Origin of the sequence: Limnohabitans sp. MORI2 (assembly GCF_027925025.1) — a bacterium.
Taxonomy (GTDB): domain Bacteria; phylum Pseudomonadota; class Gammaproteobacteria; order Burkholderiales; family Burkholderiaceae_C; genus Limnohabitans.
In genome coordinates this window covers 2614578-2630142 of sequence record NZ_AP027058.1, presented here as the reverse complement: position 1 = coordinate 2630142, position 15565 = coordinate 2614578, and the positions used below count along the sequence as shown (strand labels likewise).

The 15565-nt window shown below is 57.6% G+C and carries 13 protein-coding genes; 5 read left to right on the top strand and 8 right to left on the bottom strand.

Going from position 1 to position 15565, the window contains the following annotated elements:
* Positions 1-12 precede the first annotated feature (12 nt).
* From rsmA to lptD, 3 genes are read right to left on the bottom strand one after another with little or no spacing between them, the layout of a single operon-like run.
* Positions 13-771 carry a 16S rRNA (adenine(1518)-N(6)/adenine(1519)-N(6))-dimethyltransferase RsmA gene (rsmA, locus tag QMG27_RS12595; protein ID WP_281811847.1) on the bottom strand — a complete coding sequence of 253 codons (759 nt, stop codon included), beginning with the start codon at positions 769-771 and terminating at the stop codon, positions 13-15.
* A 12-nt stretch (positions 772-783) separates the two neighbouring features.
* Positions 784-2049, bottom strand: a complete 1266-nt coding sequence (locus QMG27_RS12590; RefSeq protein WP_348773621.1) for a peptidylprolyl isomerase — start codon at positions 2047-2049, stop codon at positions 784-786.
* Between the two features lie 60 nt (positions 2050-2109).
* Positions 2110-4578, bottom strand: a complete 2469-nt coding sequence (gene lptD, locus QMG27_RS12585; RefSeq protein WP_281811841.1) for an LPS assembly protein LptD — start codon at positions 4576-4578, stop codon at positions 2110-2112.
* 90 nt (positions 4579-4668) lie between these two features.
* Between lptD and QMG27_RS12580 the strand changes: the two genes are divergently transcribed.
* A complete protein-coding gene (locus QMG27_RS12580) occupies positions 4669-5808 on the top strand; it encodes a phosphotransferase (protein ID WP_281811839.1) in 1140 nt (379 codons plus the stop codon).
* Positions 5809-5813: 5 nt separating this feature from the next.
* Complete coding sequence (locus tag QMG27_RS12575) at positions 5814-6545, top strand: 16S rRNA (uracil(1498)-N(3))-methyltransferase (RefSeq protein WP_281811836.1); 732 nt, start codon at positions 5814-5816, stop codon at positions 6543-6545.
* Between the two features lie 80 nt (positions 6546-6625).
* Here QMG27_RS12575 and metW read toward each other — a convergent pair whose 3' ends face one another.
* From metW to QMG27_RS12560, 3 genes are read right to left on the bottom strand one after another with little or no spacing between them, the layout of a single operon-like run.
* On the bottom strand, positions 6626-7207 hold the full coding sequence (gene metW / locus QMG27_RS12570; protein WP_281811834.1) for a methionine biosynthesis protein MetW: 582 nt from the start codon (positions 7205-7207) through the stop codon (positions 6626-6628).
* Positions 7204-8370, bottom strand: a complete 1167-nt coding sequence (locus QMG27_RS12565; RefSeq protein ID WP_281811832.1) for a homoserine O-acetyltransferase — start codon at positions 8368-8370, stop codon at positions 7204-7206. Before QMG27_RS12565 ends, metW begins: the two co-directional genes overlap by 4 nt.
* A 2-nt stretch (positions 8371-8372) precedes the next feature.
* Positions 8373-11321: a DNA topoisomerase III gene (locus QMG27_RS12560; protein ID WP_281811830.1), complete on the bottom strand. Its 2949-nt coding sequence runs from the start codon at positions 11319-11321 to the stop codon at positions 8373-8375.
* Positions 11322-11421: 100 nt separating this feature from the next.
* Between QMG27_RS12560 and QMG27_RS12555 the strand changes: the two genes are divergently transcribed.
* The 3 genes from QMG27_RS12555 to QMG27_RS12545 are packed head-to-tail and all read left to right on the top strand — an operon-like array spanning position 11422 to position 13044.
* Entirely contained in the window at positions 11422-12012 is a 591-nt protein-coding gene (locus QMG27_RS12555; protein WP_281811829.1) for an SET domain-containing protein-lysine N-methyltransferase, read from the top strand.
* Positions 12013-12017: 5 nt separating this feature from the next.
* Positions 12018-12830 carry a biotin--[acetyl-CoA-carboxylase] ligase gene (locus tag QMG27_RS12550; protein ID WP_281811827.1) on the top strand — a complete coding sequence of 271 codons (813 nt, stop codon included), beginning with the start codon at positions 12018-12020 and terminating at the stop codon, positions 12828-12830.
* 16 nt (positions 12831-12846) lie between these two features.
* The gene (locus QMG27_RS12545) at positions 12847-13044 is read left to right on the top strand and encodes a hypothetical protein (protein WP_281811825.1); all 198 of its coding nucleotides are present in this window, start codon (positions 12847-12849) and stop codon (positions 13042-13044) included.
* 55 nt (positions 13045-13099) lie between these two features.
* Here QMG27_RS12545 and ahpF read toward each other — a convergent pair whose 3' ends face one another.
* Together ahpF and ahpC are read right to left on the bottom strand one after the other, a co-directional pair.
* Entirely contained in the window at positions 13100-14653 is a 1554-nt protein-coding gene (gene ahpF, locus QMG27_RS12540) for an alkyl hydroperoxide reductase subunit F (protein ID WP_281811823.1), read from the bottom strand.
* A 190-nt stretch (positions 14654-14843) separates the two neighbouring features.
* Positions 14844-15407, bottom strand: coding sequence for an alkyl hydroperoxide reductase subunit C (gene ahpC, locus QMG27_RS12535; protein WP_281811821.1), 564 nt, complete (start codon positions 15405-15407; stop codon positions 14844-14846).
* Positions 15408-15565 lie beyond the last annotated feature (158 nt).

Sequence of the window (15565 nt, the reverse complement as noted above, 5' to 3'; positions counted from 1 at the left end):
GGTTTTTTGTTGTCAGAGACTTTGAACCAATGCGACGTATTCAGCAACAGGCACTTCTTCAGCACGGCGTTGCACGTCGAAACTGCCTGCAAAGTTGCGGGCTTCTAGCCAGCGGCCCAAGGTGTGGCGCAGCAGTTTGCGACGTTGGCTGAAGGCGGTTTTCACCATTTCTTCCATCAGCTTGACGTCAATCTGCGGCGGGTGTGCCAGTGGCACCATACGCACCACGGCGCTGTCTACGCGTGGGGGTGGATCGAACGATTCAGGCGGCACGAACAACACGTTTTCCATGTCGTAGCGCCACTGCAACATCACGCTCAAGCGGCTGTAGTCGCCGCTGCTGGGGGTGGCCACCATGCGGTCAATCACCTCTTTTTGCAGCATGAAGTGCTGGTCTTGCACCACAGCCACATGCTCCAGCAAATGAAACAGAATGGGTGAGGAGATGTTGTAGGGCAGGTTGCCCACCACGCGCAGTTTCGGTGCGTTGAGTGTGGCCGCCAGCAGTGTGAAGTCCACACGCAGCACGTCGGACTCGATCACGTTCAAGTGCGGGTGCTCGCGCAGGCGCACAGCCAAGTCGCGGTCTAACTCAATGACGTTGAGCTTGCCTAGGCGCTCAACCAAAGGTTGTGTGAGCGCAGCCAAACCTGGACCAATCTCCACCATGGGGTCACCCGACTGCGGGTTGATGGCATCGACGATGCCGTCAATGATGGCGGTGTCGGTTAAGAAGTGTTGGCCGAAGCGCTTGCGTGCAATGTGTTTCAAAGGAGGCTCTGCTTATTGCGGTGCGTCGCGGTATTCCACATAAGCGCGGCCGCGCACTTCTTGGGCCCACAGTTGGTAGGTTTCTTCGAACTTCTTTTCACGCAAGCTGTTGCGCGCCATGTCACGCAATTCACGCTCACTGATCGGTGCTTCGCGGCGTTCCAAGACTTGAATCAGGTGAACACCAAATCGAGACACCATGGGGTCGGCTATTTGGCCAACTTGGAGCTTGTTCATCACTTCTTCAAACTCGGGCACAAACATGCCAGGCGATACCCAGCCCAAATCGCCCCCTTCGGGGCCACTGGCGTCTTGCGAATGTTCACGCGCCAATTTGGCGAAGTCTGCTTTGCCTGCTTCAATTTGACGCTTGTATTCAGCGAGTTGTGCGCGCGCCGTGGTTTGACTCAGCGTGCCACCGGGGCGCAACAAAATGTGACGCGGGTGTGTTTGGGTCACGGTGAGCACACTGCTGGCGCGTTTGGTGATCAGCTTCAACACGTGAAAGCCTGCACCCGATCGAACCAGCGTGACCTCGCCTTCGTTGAGTTGTTGGGTGGCCGAGACAAACAAGGTGGGGTAGCGATTCGCTGGACGAAGACCCATCAGCCCCCCCTTGTCACGCTCTGGGCCATTGGAAAACTCTTTTGCCACCTGCGCCAAATCGTCGCCGCGTTTGAGGTTGGCTAGGGCGGTCTCCGCTTTCACCTTCAACTCAGCGACTTCGCTCTCGCTGGCTTTTTCTGGCACAGCAATCAAGACATGGCCAAGTTCAATGTCAGGGTTGGTGTCGATGCTGGCGTTTTGGCGTTGGCGAATGGCCTGATCAACCTCAATCTCAGTGACACGAATCCGACTGGGAACGTTACGCTCAGAGAGTCGCTGCAGCATGAGTTTGTCGCGCAAACTCTGACGCAAAGCGTCCACGCTCGACCCTTCGGCTTGAACTTTTTTGTGCAATGCGGGCAAGCTCAATTGACTTTGCGATGCTAGACGTTGTTCCGCTTGATCGATGGCGTCATCCTCAATGCTGATGCCCGTTTCCTTGGCGTGTTGCAACAGTGCCTTTTCAACAATGAGGCGCTCCAAGGCGGCTTGAAGCAGCGCGCTGCCCTCTGGAACGGGGCGACCTTGCTGTTGTAGTTGCTCGCGCAGCTGAGGCGCTCGCAAAGAGACTTCGTGGTTGGTGATGGGCACAGCGTCAACGACAGCCACGATGTAATCACGCCCATTGGAAATGGTGGAGCGTGGCAACGTTTGCGCGAACGTTGACACCATACCCATCATCAAAGGCAGGAGAAGGCAAAAGCGAGATTTAAAAAACAACATGGCGACCGATCATTCGTAGTTGCCGAAACGGCTAGGCGTCATCGTGGGTTGACGCAGTGGCTGGTAGCGTGGAACGTTTGTACGCAGCGAACCAATGGCATTGGTTCCTAAGCGTGAAAGCCCAACGAACTCCAACTGGAACAAGATCCGTTGACGGGCCAAGCCGTCAGCGATGAGTTGTCGCTCCAACACAGTTCGGCTCAGCCAGCAGCCCGCATCGTATTCGAAACCTAGGATGGACTCGACTGGCTTTTTGGTGAGTGTGTCAACGTTCACCCGAGCGACGCTGTACCAGCGACCCTCTCCTAAGCCTCGACCCAAACCATCATGACTGTCTGCGCCGCCCCACAAATCATGCAAAGGCCATTGCCAGCCGAGATCTAACTGTTGCGACACCGCATTGCCTAAGGCATCGTTTTCGGTTCGCCAAGCGGCGTTGATCACACGATAAGACCCGGGGTTGTAGCGTCCACCAATGACACGACGTCGAAAATTGTCGGTGTTGGGGTCGTATTGAACCGTGGAGTCCAAAGCCCATGTGCGCGACAAATTCAATGTCGCGCCGGCCAAGATGTCGCTCAAGCCGGATTGCGCCGTGGGTTCATCAGGCAACGTGACGCGTTGCTCCTTCAAACGCAAACGTTGGGCAATGCCAAATCGGGCGCTTTCAGCGCCGCTTTCTGGATCGATGAAGCGAGAGGTTGCCCCGACGGTCAAGAGCTTGCTGTCAGAAATGCGGTCATGGCCGCCAAAGGCGTTTTCTGTGAACAGACTTGCAAAGTTGAAGGCATTACCGCCCGAGTCGTAGTTGGGCAAGTAGTTTTGTTCTCGATAGGGTGTGTTCACATAAAACACGCGAGGTTCTAGGGTTTGAATCCAATTGCGCCCGAACCAATGGCTGTCGCGTTCGAAGGCCACCCCAGCGTCTACGCTGAAGGTTGGAATGGCGACGCTTGCTGAAGATTGCCCTTGGTGTCCGCTGTAAAAGAGGGTGTCTGGCAAGCCACCATCAAATTGGTAGCTGCGACCGTGCATTTGAAGCTTGGGCGTCAAGTAGCCATAAGGCGTGATGAACGGGCGGCTGACTTGTGCCACCGAGACAGCACGATCTGAATTAGGGGCGCAGTTGTAAAAGAGGCGGCTGGTGCTGTTGGCTGATGCGGTTGCGCAGTCGATGTCGCGTGCCGAGCTAAACCGTGTGAAGTCTCCGTCTAAGCTGAAATCCAAACCGCCCGCGACATTGAAGCGTTGAATGCGCGCGGTGATCTGAGGCAATCGATCAAAAGGTGGTGTGATGCGGTTGTTGACGTTGGCCAAGTCTTGCAGCGTCTGCCACTTTTGCGCACGCATGCCGGTGGTGACAAACCCGTTAGTCCATGAAAGCCCGACGTCGCTCGACATCAAGCGTTGAACGCCCAATGTGTTGCCGAGTGCGAAATCTTTCCAATAGTTATCGTCGCTGGCGCGATTGATGTTGAAGCCAAATCCCAAGCCGCCACCGGCGAAATGTGGATTGATCAAGCCTGTGTGTGTGTAATTCAAACCCCAACGGCGCGTGTCATCGCGAAGTTTGTCTTTTTCCATGTAGTCCAAACGCATCAAGCCTTGGAATGGCGGGTTCGGTGCGAGTGCTTCTAGGTAGCGGAACTCGGTGTTGAGCTTGATACCCCGTTGGCTCCAATAGGTGGGCGTGAACGTGATGTCCCGGTTAGGGGCAAGGTTCCAGTAATACGGTTGCGTGTATTCCAAGCCGCCGATGTTGTCTACGCCGAAGTTGGGCGGCAGAAAACCAGATTTGCGTTCATCATCCAAAGGGAAATCCAACTCTGGCACAGGCAGAAGTGAAACGCCTTTGAACTTCAAAGAGCCACCTTGAACGCGACCCACGTTGTGGTCGGTATCGATGGCAATTTTGTCAGCACTGAAAAACCAGTCGGGCATCCAGTCCGGCCCTGGCTTGCGCTGACATGTGGTGAAGCTGGCGTTGTGCATGACCGAGTGAGCGGGATCGATGAAGTCAATGCGCGTGGCGTTGCCGTAACCGTTGTTCTTCAGTAGCCGGTAATTCGGCTGAGTGAAGAATCCCTCAAACGCTTCCATGTAGAGATCAAGTTCGGGGCCTTGATACACATTGCCAGACCGATTGATATACACATTGCCACGGGCTTTGGCAAAGTCGTCGGCTTGGTTGTAATCGACTTTGTCCGCCTTGATCAAAATCTCGCCTCTGCGCAAGACCACTTGACCTTCGAGTTCTGTTTGCTCACTTGCTTTTTCGTTCAGCGTATTGCTTTCCACAAAAGTGGGCAATTGTTTGCGCGCTGAAGGTGTGATGACCTCTTGGAGCAAACTGCTAGGCCTTAACACCAGAGGCGGTTCGCTAGGTGTTTGAGCTTGACTTGATCCAATGCCGCTGAAAACAGAAATCACCAGCCACGACAGGGCGCGAGTTTGGCGGTGAAAATCAGGGAACAGCATGAATGCAAGAAAACTTTCGATTCGGTGACCCACGCAGCGCATGCCGAAACCTTGGCGTGTCTGGGGCAGTTTGTAGAATTTAGATTATCCATGAGCACACCAACTATTTCACAGCCTTCGGGCACATCTCTCGACGTCTCGTCGCCTGCACCCATTGAATGGGCACAACCTGAGCGACAAGCCGCATTTCAAATTTGGCTAGAGGCCCAAGCGGGACTTCACGGCGTGCTGCCCGATACCGTGCGTCCTGCTTCGGCAGACGCCAGCTTCCGTCGCTATTTCCGTGTCGACACGGCCCAAGGCGCGTGCATCGTCATGGACGCCCCGCCCGACAAAGAAAACTGCGAACCCTTTGTGCGCATTGCCAAGCTGATGGGCGACGCCGGCTTGTACGTGCCCAAGGTGCTGGCCTGGGACGAGCCGCAAGGCTTCATGTTGCTCGAAGACATTGGCCACCAAACCATGATGGCCGTCATCGACCCCGAGCGCCCTCAAGCCAACGCACCGCTGTATCGCCAGGCCATCGACGCGCTCGTTACTTTGCAAACTCATAGCAAAGCCGGTGTGCTGCCCGCCTACGACGAAGCCCTGCTGCAACGTGAACTCAGCCTTTTCCCCGATTGGTACTTGGCCCAGCACCGTGGCGTGCAGCTAGACGCCAGCCAGCGCGACATGTTGGACCAAACGTTCAAAACTATCGTGCAGCGCAACCTGGCCGCACCCAGCGTGTACGTGCACCGCGACTTCATGCCTCGCAATTTGATGATGCCGCTCGACCCCGCTGAAAAACGCTTGGGCGTGCTCGATTTTCAAGACGCGGTGTACGGCCCCATCACCTACGACATTGCTAGCTTGATGCGCGATGCATTTTTGAGCTGGGACGAAGACTTTGTGCTCGACATCACCATCCGCTATTGGGAACAAGCCCGCAAAGCCGGCCTCATGGACTTTGAAGACTGGCACAGCGACTTTGGCGCGTTCTATCGCGCGGTCGAGTGGATGGGCCTGCAACGCCACCTCAAAGTGGCGGGCATCTTTGCGCGCCTCACCCTGCGCGACGGCAAGCCCAAATACTTGGCCGATGCGCCGCGCTTCATCAAGTACATCCGCTCCACCGCCAGCCGCTATTTGGAGCTCACGCCCTTGCTGCGCTTCATCGACAAAGTGGAAGGCATCGAGCCCGGCATGAGCTTTGCGCCCCCGCGTCTTGGCCCCAAGCACAGAGCCTAAACAGCGTGGCCCGTTTTTACTGCCCCGTGCCCTTGGCCACTGGCCAAGTGTTGGACCTGCCGCCCACCGCCGCCCGCCATGTGCAGGTTCTGCGCATGCAGCCTGGCCACACTTTGACGCTCTTCAACGGCGAAGGTGGCGAATTCACCGCCGAAGTGCAACACATGGGTCGCAGCGATGTGCGCGTGGTCGTGGGCGAGCACCGCAGCGCGGAGTGCGAAGCTGCGATTCAGGTTCACCTCGCCGTGGGCATGCCCGCCAACGACCGCATGGACTGGCTGGTTGAAAAAGCCACCGAGCTAGGCGTGCACCGCATCACCCCGTTGATGACCGAACGCAGCGTGGTGCGCCTCACTGGCGACCGCGCGGAGAAAAAACAAGCCCACTGGCAAGCCGTGGCCGTGAGCGCGTGTGAGCAATGTGGGCGCAACCGTGTGCCCGTCATCGACGTGCCCGAATCTTTGAATGCTTGGCTAGCGCGTCAAACGCCGCAGGTCGAGGTGATGCATGGGGTGTTGTCGTTGCACGCCAGCACACAGCCTTTGAGCGCCTTGCGCGCAGGTGCGGGGGCAAGCAAGACAACGTGGGTCTTGCTCAACGGCCCAGAGGGCGGCCTGACCTATGCCGAAGACGCCGCCGCCCGCGCCAAAGGCTTTGCTGCAGTCAGCTTAGGCGAACGTGTGTTGCGTGCCGAAACAGCGGCCTTGGGCGCGCTGGCGCTGTTGACCTTGGCTTAAAGGCAACGCGGCAGGCGTTCACCAAAAGAGCAAAGCCCGCACAGTGGGCGGGCTTTGTGAGGTTTCTAAGAAGTCAGCGTTTAAGAGCGTTCAAACTTAAACACCGCCGTGCCCGCCAATAAGTTGGGCCACGTGTCCACGCGCTGGCCGTCTTGCAGACCAAATGCATCGGTAACTTGCAAGCCGTTTTTCTCGGCCAACACCTCAAAGTCTTTGAACGTGCCCACGCGGATGTTGGGCGTGTCGTACCACTGGTAGGGCAGTCGCTTGGTCACGGGCATGCGCCCTTGCAAGATGCTCAGGCGGTTGGGCCAGTGCGCAAAGTTGGGGAAGGCGACGATGCCAGTTTTGCCCACGCGTGCGGTTTCGCGCAGCATGGTTTCTGCGTTGCGCAGGTGTTGCAAGGTGTCGATTTGCAGCACCACGTCAAACGATTGGTCGGCAAACACGCTCAGGCCCAAGTCGAGGTTGAGTTGCAGCACGTTCACGCCGCGTTGCACGCAAGCGTGCACATTGGTGTCGTCCAGCTCTACGCCGTAGCCGGTGCAGCCTTTGTGTTGTTGCAGGTGAGCGAGCAACGCGCCGTCGCCGCAGCCCAGATCAAGCACGCGGCTGCCTTGGGGCACGAGGGCGGCAATGGCTTTCAAGGTGCTATTGGTCATGCGGCAACTCCTGTGCTCAGCTCTTGGCCGATGCGCGCAAAGTACGAGCGCACCACATTCATGTAGCGCGCATCGTCGAGCAAGAAAGCGTCGTGGCCGTGTGGCGCGTCAATTTCGGCGTAGCTCACATCGCGCTGGTTGTCGAGCAAGGCTTGCACCATCTCGCGGCTGCGTGCGGGCGAGAAGCGCCAATCGGTGGTGAAGCTCACCAGCAAATACTTGGCTTGCGTTCGCGCAAACGCCGCCGACAAATCGCCACCAAATGCACGGGCGGGGTCGAAGTAGTCCAAAGCGCGGGTGATGAGCAAATAGGTGTTGGCGTCAAAGTACTCGCTGAACTTGTCGCCTTGGTAGCGCAAATAGCTTTCGATTTGGAATTCAATGTCTTGGGTGGAGTACTTGTAGCCGGTGGCGTTGTGGGCCACGGCTTCGCGTAGCTCTCTACCGAACTTCTCGTTCATCACATCGTCGCTCAAGTAGGTGATGTGGCCCACCATGCGCGCAATGCGCAGGCCGCGCTTGGGCACCACGCCGTGCGCGTAAAAGTGGCCGCCATGAAAGTCGGGGTCGGTCACGATAGCGCGGCGCGCCACTTCGTTAAACGCAATGTTCTCTGCCGTGAGGTTGGGTGCACTCGCCACCACCACCGCGTGCTTCACGCGTTCGGGGTGTTGCAGCGTCCAGCTCAGGGCCTGCATGCCGCCCAAGCTGCCGCCCAGCACGGCGGCGAGTTGGTGAATGCCCAAGCGGTCGAGCAACAAAGCTTGTGCGTTCACCCAGTCCTCCACCGTGACCACGGGGAAGTCTGCGCCATACACCTTGCCCGTGTCGGGGTCGGTGTGCATGGGGCCGGTGGAGCCAAAGCAAGAGCCGAGGTTGTTCACGCCAATCACAAAGAACTGGTTGGTGTCTACAGGCTTGCCGGGGCCAATCATGTTGTCCCACCAGCCTTCGCTGTTGGCTTGGCCTTCGTACACGCCCGCCACATGGTGCGAGGCGTTCAGGGCGTGGCACACCAGCACGGCGTTGGATTTGTCGGCGTTGAGCGTGCCATAGGTCTCGTAGGCCAGCGTGTAGTCGCGCACGCTCGCGCCGCTTTGCAGCACCAGCGCGTCTGCAAAGTGCATGGCCTGCGGCGTGGCAATCATGGGTTGGCTACTCATGGTCATTCACCCACGGGGCGCAAGTGTTTGCCCGCAATGCCAGCGAGTTCAAACATGGTCACTTGGTCTTTGCCAAACACGGGCTTCAACTTCGCGTCGGCGTTGATGGCGCGCTTGTTGGTCGCGTCTTGCAAGCCGTTGGCCTTGATGTAGTCCCACAGCTTTTTGATCACTTCGGTGCGGGCCACCGCTTCTGCGCCAATCACGTTGGCCAGCTCGGCGCTTGGTAAGAAGCCTGCTGTCACTTTGCGGGGTGCTTTGGGCTTGGCGACTTTTTCAGCTTTGGCTTTCGTTGTTTTGGCAGGCACTTTTTTACCAGCCGCTTTGATGAGCGCGTTGGTTGTGGGCGTCTTGCCGCCTTTGGCGGGGTACTTGCTGGTGCGAGGTTCAAACGCAAAGTTCACCTTGCCCGCTTCGGCATCCCACTGCAAGAACGCCTTGAACGCGCGGCGTGTGCGCATGGACACAAATTTGTCGAGCAAATCGGTTTTGCCCTCAGACAAAAGCTTGATCATTTGCTCGCGCTCCACGGGCTGTTGCAAGATGATCTTGCCGCTCTTGAAGTCGCAGCTCGGTGTGGCTTGTGCGTGCGTGGGCACAGCCTTGCTGCACACATAGTTGCTGCCGTGCTCGTGCACAGGGCTGCCGCACTTGGGGCAGTTGCCCAAGGGCTCGCCATCGCCGAACTCGACGATCTCGCCGGAGTCAGCGCCGTCGTCACCAAAGTCGAATTCGAGTTTCCAGTTTTGCTCTTCTTCGCTGTACTTGAGGGCGATCTCAGCTGTGAACGGCCAGCCCGCTTTGGAGCGGAAGCCATCGAGTGGACCGATTTTTTTGTTCGTCAAAAACTCTTCCACTTCAGCCACGTCAAAGGTGCGCCCGCCTGGAATCTTGCTGATCGAGAAGCCGCAGCCTGCGCCGCCCTCGCCCGAGTCAGAGGCGTTCGCGTCTTTGCCCACGCAGGCGTAGCGGCGGTAGTTTTCTTTCACCACACCGCCGCATTTGGGGCAGGGGGTTTTCAAGGTGGCGTAGTCACCGGGGATGGTGTCGCGGTCAAACTCTTTGGCCTTTTTGACGATGTGCTCCGTCATCTCGGCAATCTCGCGCATGAAGGCTTCGCGGCTCAATTTGCCGTGTTCCATTTGCGAGAGTTTGTATTCCCAGCCGCCTGTGAGTTCGGGCTTGGACAACTCTTCCACGCCCAAGCCGCGCAACAGTGTGAACAGCTGGAACGCTTTGGCGGTGGGAATCATCTCGCGGCCATCGCGGATGATGTATTTTTCGTTCAGCAAGCCTTCGATGATGGCCGCGCGCGTGGCGGGCGTGCCCAAGCCTTTTTCTTGCATGGCTTCGCGCAGCTCGTCGTCTTCCACCAGCTTGCCCGCGCCTTCCATCGCACCGAGCAACGTCGCTTCGCTGTAGCGTGCAGGTGGTCGGGTTTTGAGGCCTTTGGCATCGACCGATTCGTTTTTGGCGGTTTCACCCGCTTTCAAGGCCACGAGGGTTTTGCCGTCTTCGTCGTCTTCGGCTTTGTCGGCCTCGGCTTCTTTGCCGTAAATCGCCATCCAACCGGGGTTGACCAACACCTTGCCCTCGGTGCGGAAGGCGTGGTCTTTGCCCGCGGCTTTGACGGTGCTGATGCGGGTGGTCACCATGTATTCAGCGCTGGGGAAGAACACCGCCATGAAGCGGCGCACCACCAAGTCGTACAGCTTTTGCTCGGCCTCAGACAAACCGCTGGGTGCTTGCAAGGTGGGAATGATCGCAAAGTGATCGCTGACCTTTTTGTCGTCAAACACACGCGGAATTTTGCGCACATAGTTTTTGTTCAGCGCCACAGTGGCGTGTTGCTCTAGGTGCTTCATGCCGCTGTCGGCCAACATGGTGAAGGTGTCTTTCACCACGGCCACATAGTCCTCGGGCAAGTGGCGTGAATCGGTACGAGGGTAAGTCAACGCTTTGTGCCGCTCGTACAAGCTTTGCGCCAACGCCAAAGTGGTCTTGGCCGAGAAACCAAAGCGGCCGTTGGCTTCGCGTTGCAACGAGGTGAGGTCAAACAAGCCTGGGCTGGCTTTGGTGGTGGGCTTGCTTTCTTCAGTGACGGTGGCTTGCTGGTTGCGCACCGCGTCGGCAATGGCCAATGCTTCGGCTTCGCTCCACACGCGGTCGTGTTTTTTCTCGGCGTCGTCCGCGTCTTTTTTGTGCTCGGGGTTGAACCACTTCGCGGGGTAGCTGCCAGCGGCCACTTGGAACGAGGCGTGAATTTCCCAATAGTCACGGCTGACGAACTTGCGAATTTGCTCTTCACGCTCCACCACCACCGACAGCGTGGGCGTTTGCACACGGCCCACGGTGGTCAAGAAGAAGCCGCCCTCGCGTGAGTTGAACGCGGTGAGTGCGCGTGTGCCGTTGATACCCACCAGCCAGTCCGCTTCTGAGCGGCTGCGTGCCGCGTCGGCCAAGCCTTGCATTTGTTGTTGCGTGCGCAGGTGGTCAAAGCCATCGCGAATGGCTTGTGGGGTCATGGACTGCAACCACAGGCGCTTGACAGGTTTGTCGAGTGGCTTTTTGCCGCCTGCGTATTGCTCGATCAAACGGAAGATCAATTCACCTTCGCGGCCCGCGTCACAGGCGTTGATGAGGGCAGTCACGTCTTTGCGCTTGGCCAGCTTCACCACCGCGTTCAAACGGCTCTTGGTTTTCTCGACGGGCTTCAAGTCGAAGTAAGGCGGCACGACGGGCAAGTTGGCAAAGCTCCACTTGCCGCGCTTGACATCAAATTCTTCGGGCGCTTGGATTTCCACCAAGTGGCCCACGGCACTGGAGACGACGTAGGTGTCGTTTTCAAAATGGTCGTCGTGTTTTTCGAACTTCCCCGCCACAGGCGTGAGTGCGCGCACTATGTCTTGCGCGACCGAAGGTTTTTCGGCAATCACGAGGGTTTTGCTCATTTCAAAGTTCCTTAAAAACTGACCACTACAATTCGCTTCTCGCGCGCACGCATGCGCGCGCACGCACATGCGTACGTATTTAAGTTAACAGAAAAATTCCGTGACCCAAAAATCCCCCGCCAACACCCCCGCGCCCATCAAAGGCCGCCGCATTCAAACCCGCCGTTCAGGCGTACATGGCAAAGGGGTGTTCGCTTTGAGCGATTTCGCCAAAGGCGAAACCATCATCGAGTACGTGGGCGAGATCATCACTTGGAAAGAGGCGCTGCGCCGCCACCCGCACGACCCGTCTGACCCCAACCACACGTTTTACTTTCACATCGACGAAAAGCATGTGATCGATGCCAAGTACGGCGGCAACTCGTCACGCTGGATCAACCACTCATGCAAGCCCAACTGCGAGCCCGACGAAGTGGACGGCCGCGTGTTCATCAAAGCCATCCGCGACATCAAGGCCGGCGAAGAGCTGAACTACGACTACGGTTTGGTGATTGACGCGCCTATGACGCCCGAGCTCAAGCTGGAATACCCCTGCTGGTGCGGCGCGAAGAAGTGCCGTGGCACTTTGTTGTCGTCGACCTCTGAGTTTCCGAAAGACGAAAAGCTCAAAGCAAAGAAGGCCAACAAGGCGGACAAGCCAAAAAGCAAAGCCGCCAAAGGCGACAAAAAGAAGTCGAGCAAAAAAGGCTAATACCGATGATCTGGCCCGCTGAAGACCTCTGGCTGGCGTTGGTTGCCAAGCAACCAGGCTTGACGGTTGAGGTGCTGCCAGAGATTGACTCCACCAATACTGAGCTCATGCGCCGCGCGCGCGCGGGCCAAACCGAGCCCGTGCTCTTGGTCGCCGAAACCCAAACCGCAGGCCGTGGCCGCTTAGGCCGCCCTTGGCATGGCGAAGTGGGCCATGCCCTCACCTTCTCTTTGGGCCTCATGCTCAAGCCCGCAGACTGGTCGGGCTTGTCGCTCGCGGTGGGCCTGTCGCTGGCGCGTAGCTTGGACCCGCAAGGCGATTTGGGCGTGCGCTTGAAGTGGCCCAACGACTTGTGGGTGAAGCGCCCCGATTCGGCTACGGGCTGGGGCAAATTGGCTGGCATCTTGATTGAAACTGCGTTGCCCACAGGCATGAGCCACAGTAGCGAACAAGGCCGAGAGCAAGGCAGATATTGTGTGGTGGGTGTGGGCATCAACATCGCGCCACCTGTGGCCGAGGGCTTGTCGACCGCGCCCTTAGGTCTGCAAAACTTGCAAGCTGGCATCACCGCACCCGAGGCATTGATGAAGGTGGCTGAGCCTTTGCTGGCCACCTTGCTCGCCTTTGAGCGCACCGGTTTTGCACCGCTGCAAAATGCGTTCAATGCCCGCGATGCGCTGAGCAACCTTGAAGTCACCTTGAGCGATGGCCGTCACGGCGTTGCACGAGGCGTAGACGCCACTGGCGCGATGCTGGTGGACACCGATCAAGGCCAAGAAGCCATCAGCAGCTCAGAGTTGAGCGTGCGGCCTGTCTAAACACAAGGGGAGAGCGATGAACTCAAAATATTTTTGGCGCAACGTGGTCTATGCCCTGGCCGCCATCAACCTGCTGTTTTGGTTGTGGAACGACGGTGGTTTGCGCTTCTTAGGCATTGGCCCCAAGCCTGTGCAAGAGCCGCATCGCGTGGACAATCAAGTGGACCCAGAGTTGCTCAAACTCAAAGCAGCGTCTGAACCGGCTTCGAAGTAAGTCAAATAAAAAAGCCCAACGCTTCAAACGTTGGGCTTTTTGGTTGAAGCGGCGTTTATTGACGAATCAAATAATCAAACGCCGACAACGCCGCCTTTGACCCCTCGCCCGCCGCGATGATGATTTGCTTGTAGGGCACGGTGGTGCAGTCGCCCGCCGCAAACACGCCGGGCACGTTGGTGTGGCCTTTGGCGTCCACCACGATTTCGCCGAACTTGCTGAGCTCCACAGTGCCTTTCAAAAACTCGGTGTTGGGCACCAAGCCAATTTGCACAAACACGCCTTCTAACGCAACGTGGTGCACAGCGTCCGTGGCGCGGTCTTTGTAGCTCAGGCCATTGACCTTGCTGCCGTCGCCGGTGATTTCGGTGGTCTGCGCATTGGTGTGAATGGTCACGTTGGGCAAGCTCTTGAGCTTGTTGACCAACACCGCATCGGCTTTCAACGCATCGGCAAATTCAACGAGCGTGACGTGCTCCACGATGCCGGCCAAGTCAATGGCGGCTTCGACGCCGGAGTTGCCGCCGCCAATCACGGCCACGCGCTTGCCTTTGAACAAAGGGCCGTCGCAGTGAGGGCAGTAGGCCACGCCTTTGTTTTTGTACTCGGCTTCGCCTGGCACGTTCACATTGCGCCAACGCGCACCAGTGGAGAGGATGACGCTCTTGGCTTTGAGCACGCCGCCATTCTCTAAACGCACTTCGGTCAGGCCGCCTTTGTCGGTAGCGGGCACGATTTGGCTGGCGCGTTGCAGGTTCATGATGTCCACGTCGTAGTGGCGCACTTGGGCTTCGAGTTCAGCAGCGAGTTTGGGGCCGTTGGTCTCAAGCACCGAGATGTAGTTTTCAATCGCCATGGTGTCGTTCACCTGGCCGCCAAAGCGCTCGGCGGCCACGCCCACGCGAATGCCTTTGCGGGCGGCGTACACGGCAGCGGCTGCACCAGCGGGGCCACCGCCGACGATGAGCACGTCATAAGGCGCTTTTTCGCTCAGCTTGGCGGCGTCGCGGGCGGCAGCGCCCGTGTCGAGCTTGGCCACGATTTCTTCGGCGCTCATGCGGCCCGAGCCAAACACTTGGCCGTTCAAAAACACCATGGGCACGGCCATGATTTGGCGTTCTTCCACTTCCTTCTGGAACGCGCCGCCTTCAATCACCACGGTCTTGACCTTGGGGTTGACGATGGCCATGAGTGAGAGCGCTTGCACCACGTCTGGGCAGTTGTGGCAGGTGAGGGACATGTAGACCTCGAAGTTGAAGTCACCGTTCAGCGCCTTGATGCTGTCGATCACGTCTTGTTCCACCTTGGGTGGGTGGCCACCAGTCCAGAGCAGGGCCAACACCAACGAGGTGAACTCATGGCCGAGTGGCAAGCCTGCAAAGCGCACGCCTTGCGTTTCGCCTTCGCGAGCCACCACGAAAGAGGGCTTGCGTGCGTCGTTGCCAGAAGTGTCCAAACTGACTTTGTCTGACAGGCCAGCGATGGTGTGGAGCAACTCGCCCATGTCTTTGCCGGTTTCGCTGTCGTCGAGCGAGGCGATCAAACGGATGGGCTGGCGCAGCATGCCAAGGTATTGCTGAAGTTGGGCTTTGAGTGCGTCGTCGAGCATGGTGTTCTCCTGTTTCAGGGTGCAGAAATCCTAGGTCAAGCGCTTGTGGCACTGACCTTGTTGATAAAAGGTTGGGGAAGTTCGTTGAGTACAGCGCACTCTGGCGAGCCAATGTGCGCTGCGCTCAACGACCTGCGCTAGCAGGCGTTGAACGATGGCCATCCTGCGTGAGCAGGAGGCGATCTAAAAATTAGATCTTGCCGACCAAGTCGATGGAAGGAGCCAAAGTCTTCGCGCCTTCTTTCCACTTGGCTGGGCACACTTGACCGGGGTTGGCGGCGGTGTACTGAGCAGCAGTCAACTTGCGCAATGTTTCAGACACGTCGCGCGCGATTTCGTTGGAGTGGATTTCCAAAGTCTTGATGACGCCTTCGGGGTTGATCACGAAAGTGCCGCGCAGTGCCAAACCTTCTTCAGCAATGTGCACGCCAAAGGCGTTGGTCAATGCGTGAGTTGGGTCGCCCACCAAGGGGAATTTGGCTTTGCCCACAGCGGGCGATGTTTCGTGCCACACCTTGTGCGAGAAGTGGGTGTCGGTGGTGACGATGTAGACCTCTGCACCGGCTTTTTGGAACTCAGCGTAGTGGTCGGCTGCGTCTTCGATTTCGGTGGGGCAGTTGAACGTGAAAGCCGCAGGCATGAAGATCAAAACAGACCATTTGCCGTGCAGGCTTTTTTCGGTCACTTCGATGAACTTGCCGTTGTGGAAAGCTTGGGCTTTGAATGGCTGAACTTGTGTATTGATCAGAGACATGTGGTTTCCTTTGTTGGTTGAGAAAAACTATCGAATGAGCAAAACTCATTGACGTGAATGATAGCCAAGAAAGTTTCAAGAGGTGATTGTTTGTCTCAATGACCGCGATTGAAATTGCCATAAATCAAGCTCGCGATCTAGGGACGGTGTGTTGTGCG

What these genes read in the sequence shown, in the direction of transcription:
- QMG27_RS12590 (WP_348773621.1), bottom strand. Translation starts at nt 2,049, where the DNA reads ATGGTGTCAACGTTCGCGCAAACGTTGCCACGCTCCACCATTTCCAAT.
- lptD (WP_281811841.1), bottom strand. Translation starts at nt 4,578, where the DNA reads ATGCTGTTCCCTGATTTTCACCGCCAAACTCGCGCCCTGTCGTGGCTG.
- QMG27_RS12580 (WP_281811839.1), top strand. Translation starts at nt 4,669, where the DNA reads ATGAGCACACCAACTATTTCACAGCCTTCGGGCACATCTCTCGACGTC.
- metW (WP_281811834.1), bottom strand. Translation starts at nt 7,207, where the DNA reads ATGACCAATAGCACCTTGAAAGCCATTGCCGCCCTCGTGCCCCAAGGC.
- QMG27_RS12565 (WP_281811832.1), bottom strand. Translation starts at nt 8,370, where the DNA reads ATGAGTAGCCAACCCATGATTGCCACGCCGCAGGCCATGCACTTTGCA.
- QMG27_RS12560 (WP_281811830.1), bottom strand. Translation starts at nt 11,321, where the DNA reads ATGAGCAAAACCCTCGTGATTGCCGAAAAACCTTCGGTCGCGCAAGAC.
- QMG27_RS12550 (WP_281811827.1), top strand. Translation starts at nt 12,018, where the DNA reads ATGATCTGGCCCGCTGAAGACCTCTGGCTGGCGTTGGTTGCCAAGCAA.
- QMG27_RS12545 (WP_281811825.1), top strand. Translation starts at nt 12,847, where the DNA reads ATGAACTCAAAATATTTTTGGCGCAACGTGGTCTATGCCCTGGCCGCC.
- ahpF (WP_281811823.1), bottom strand. Translation starts at nt 14,653, where the DNA reads ATGCTCGACGACGCACTCAAAGCCCAACTTCAGCAATACCTTGGCATG.
- ahpC (WP_281811821.1), bottom strand. Translation starts at nt 15,407, where the DNA reads ATGTCTCTGATCAATACACAAGTTCAGCCATTCAAAGCCCAAGCTTTC.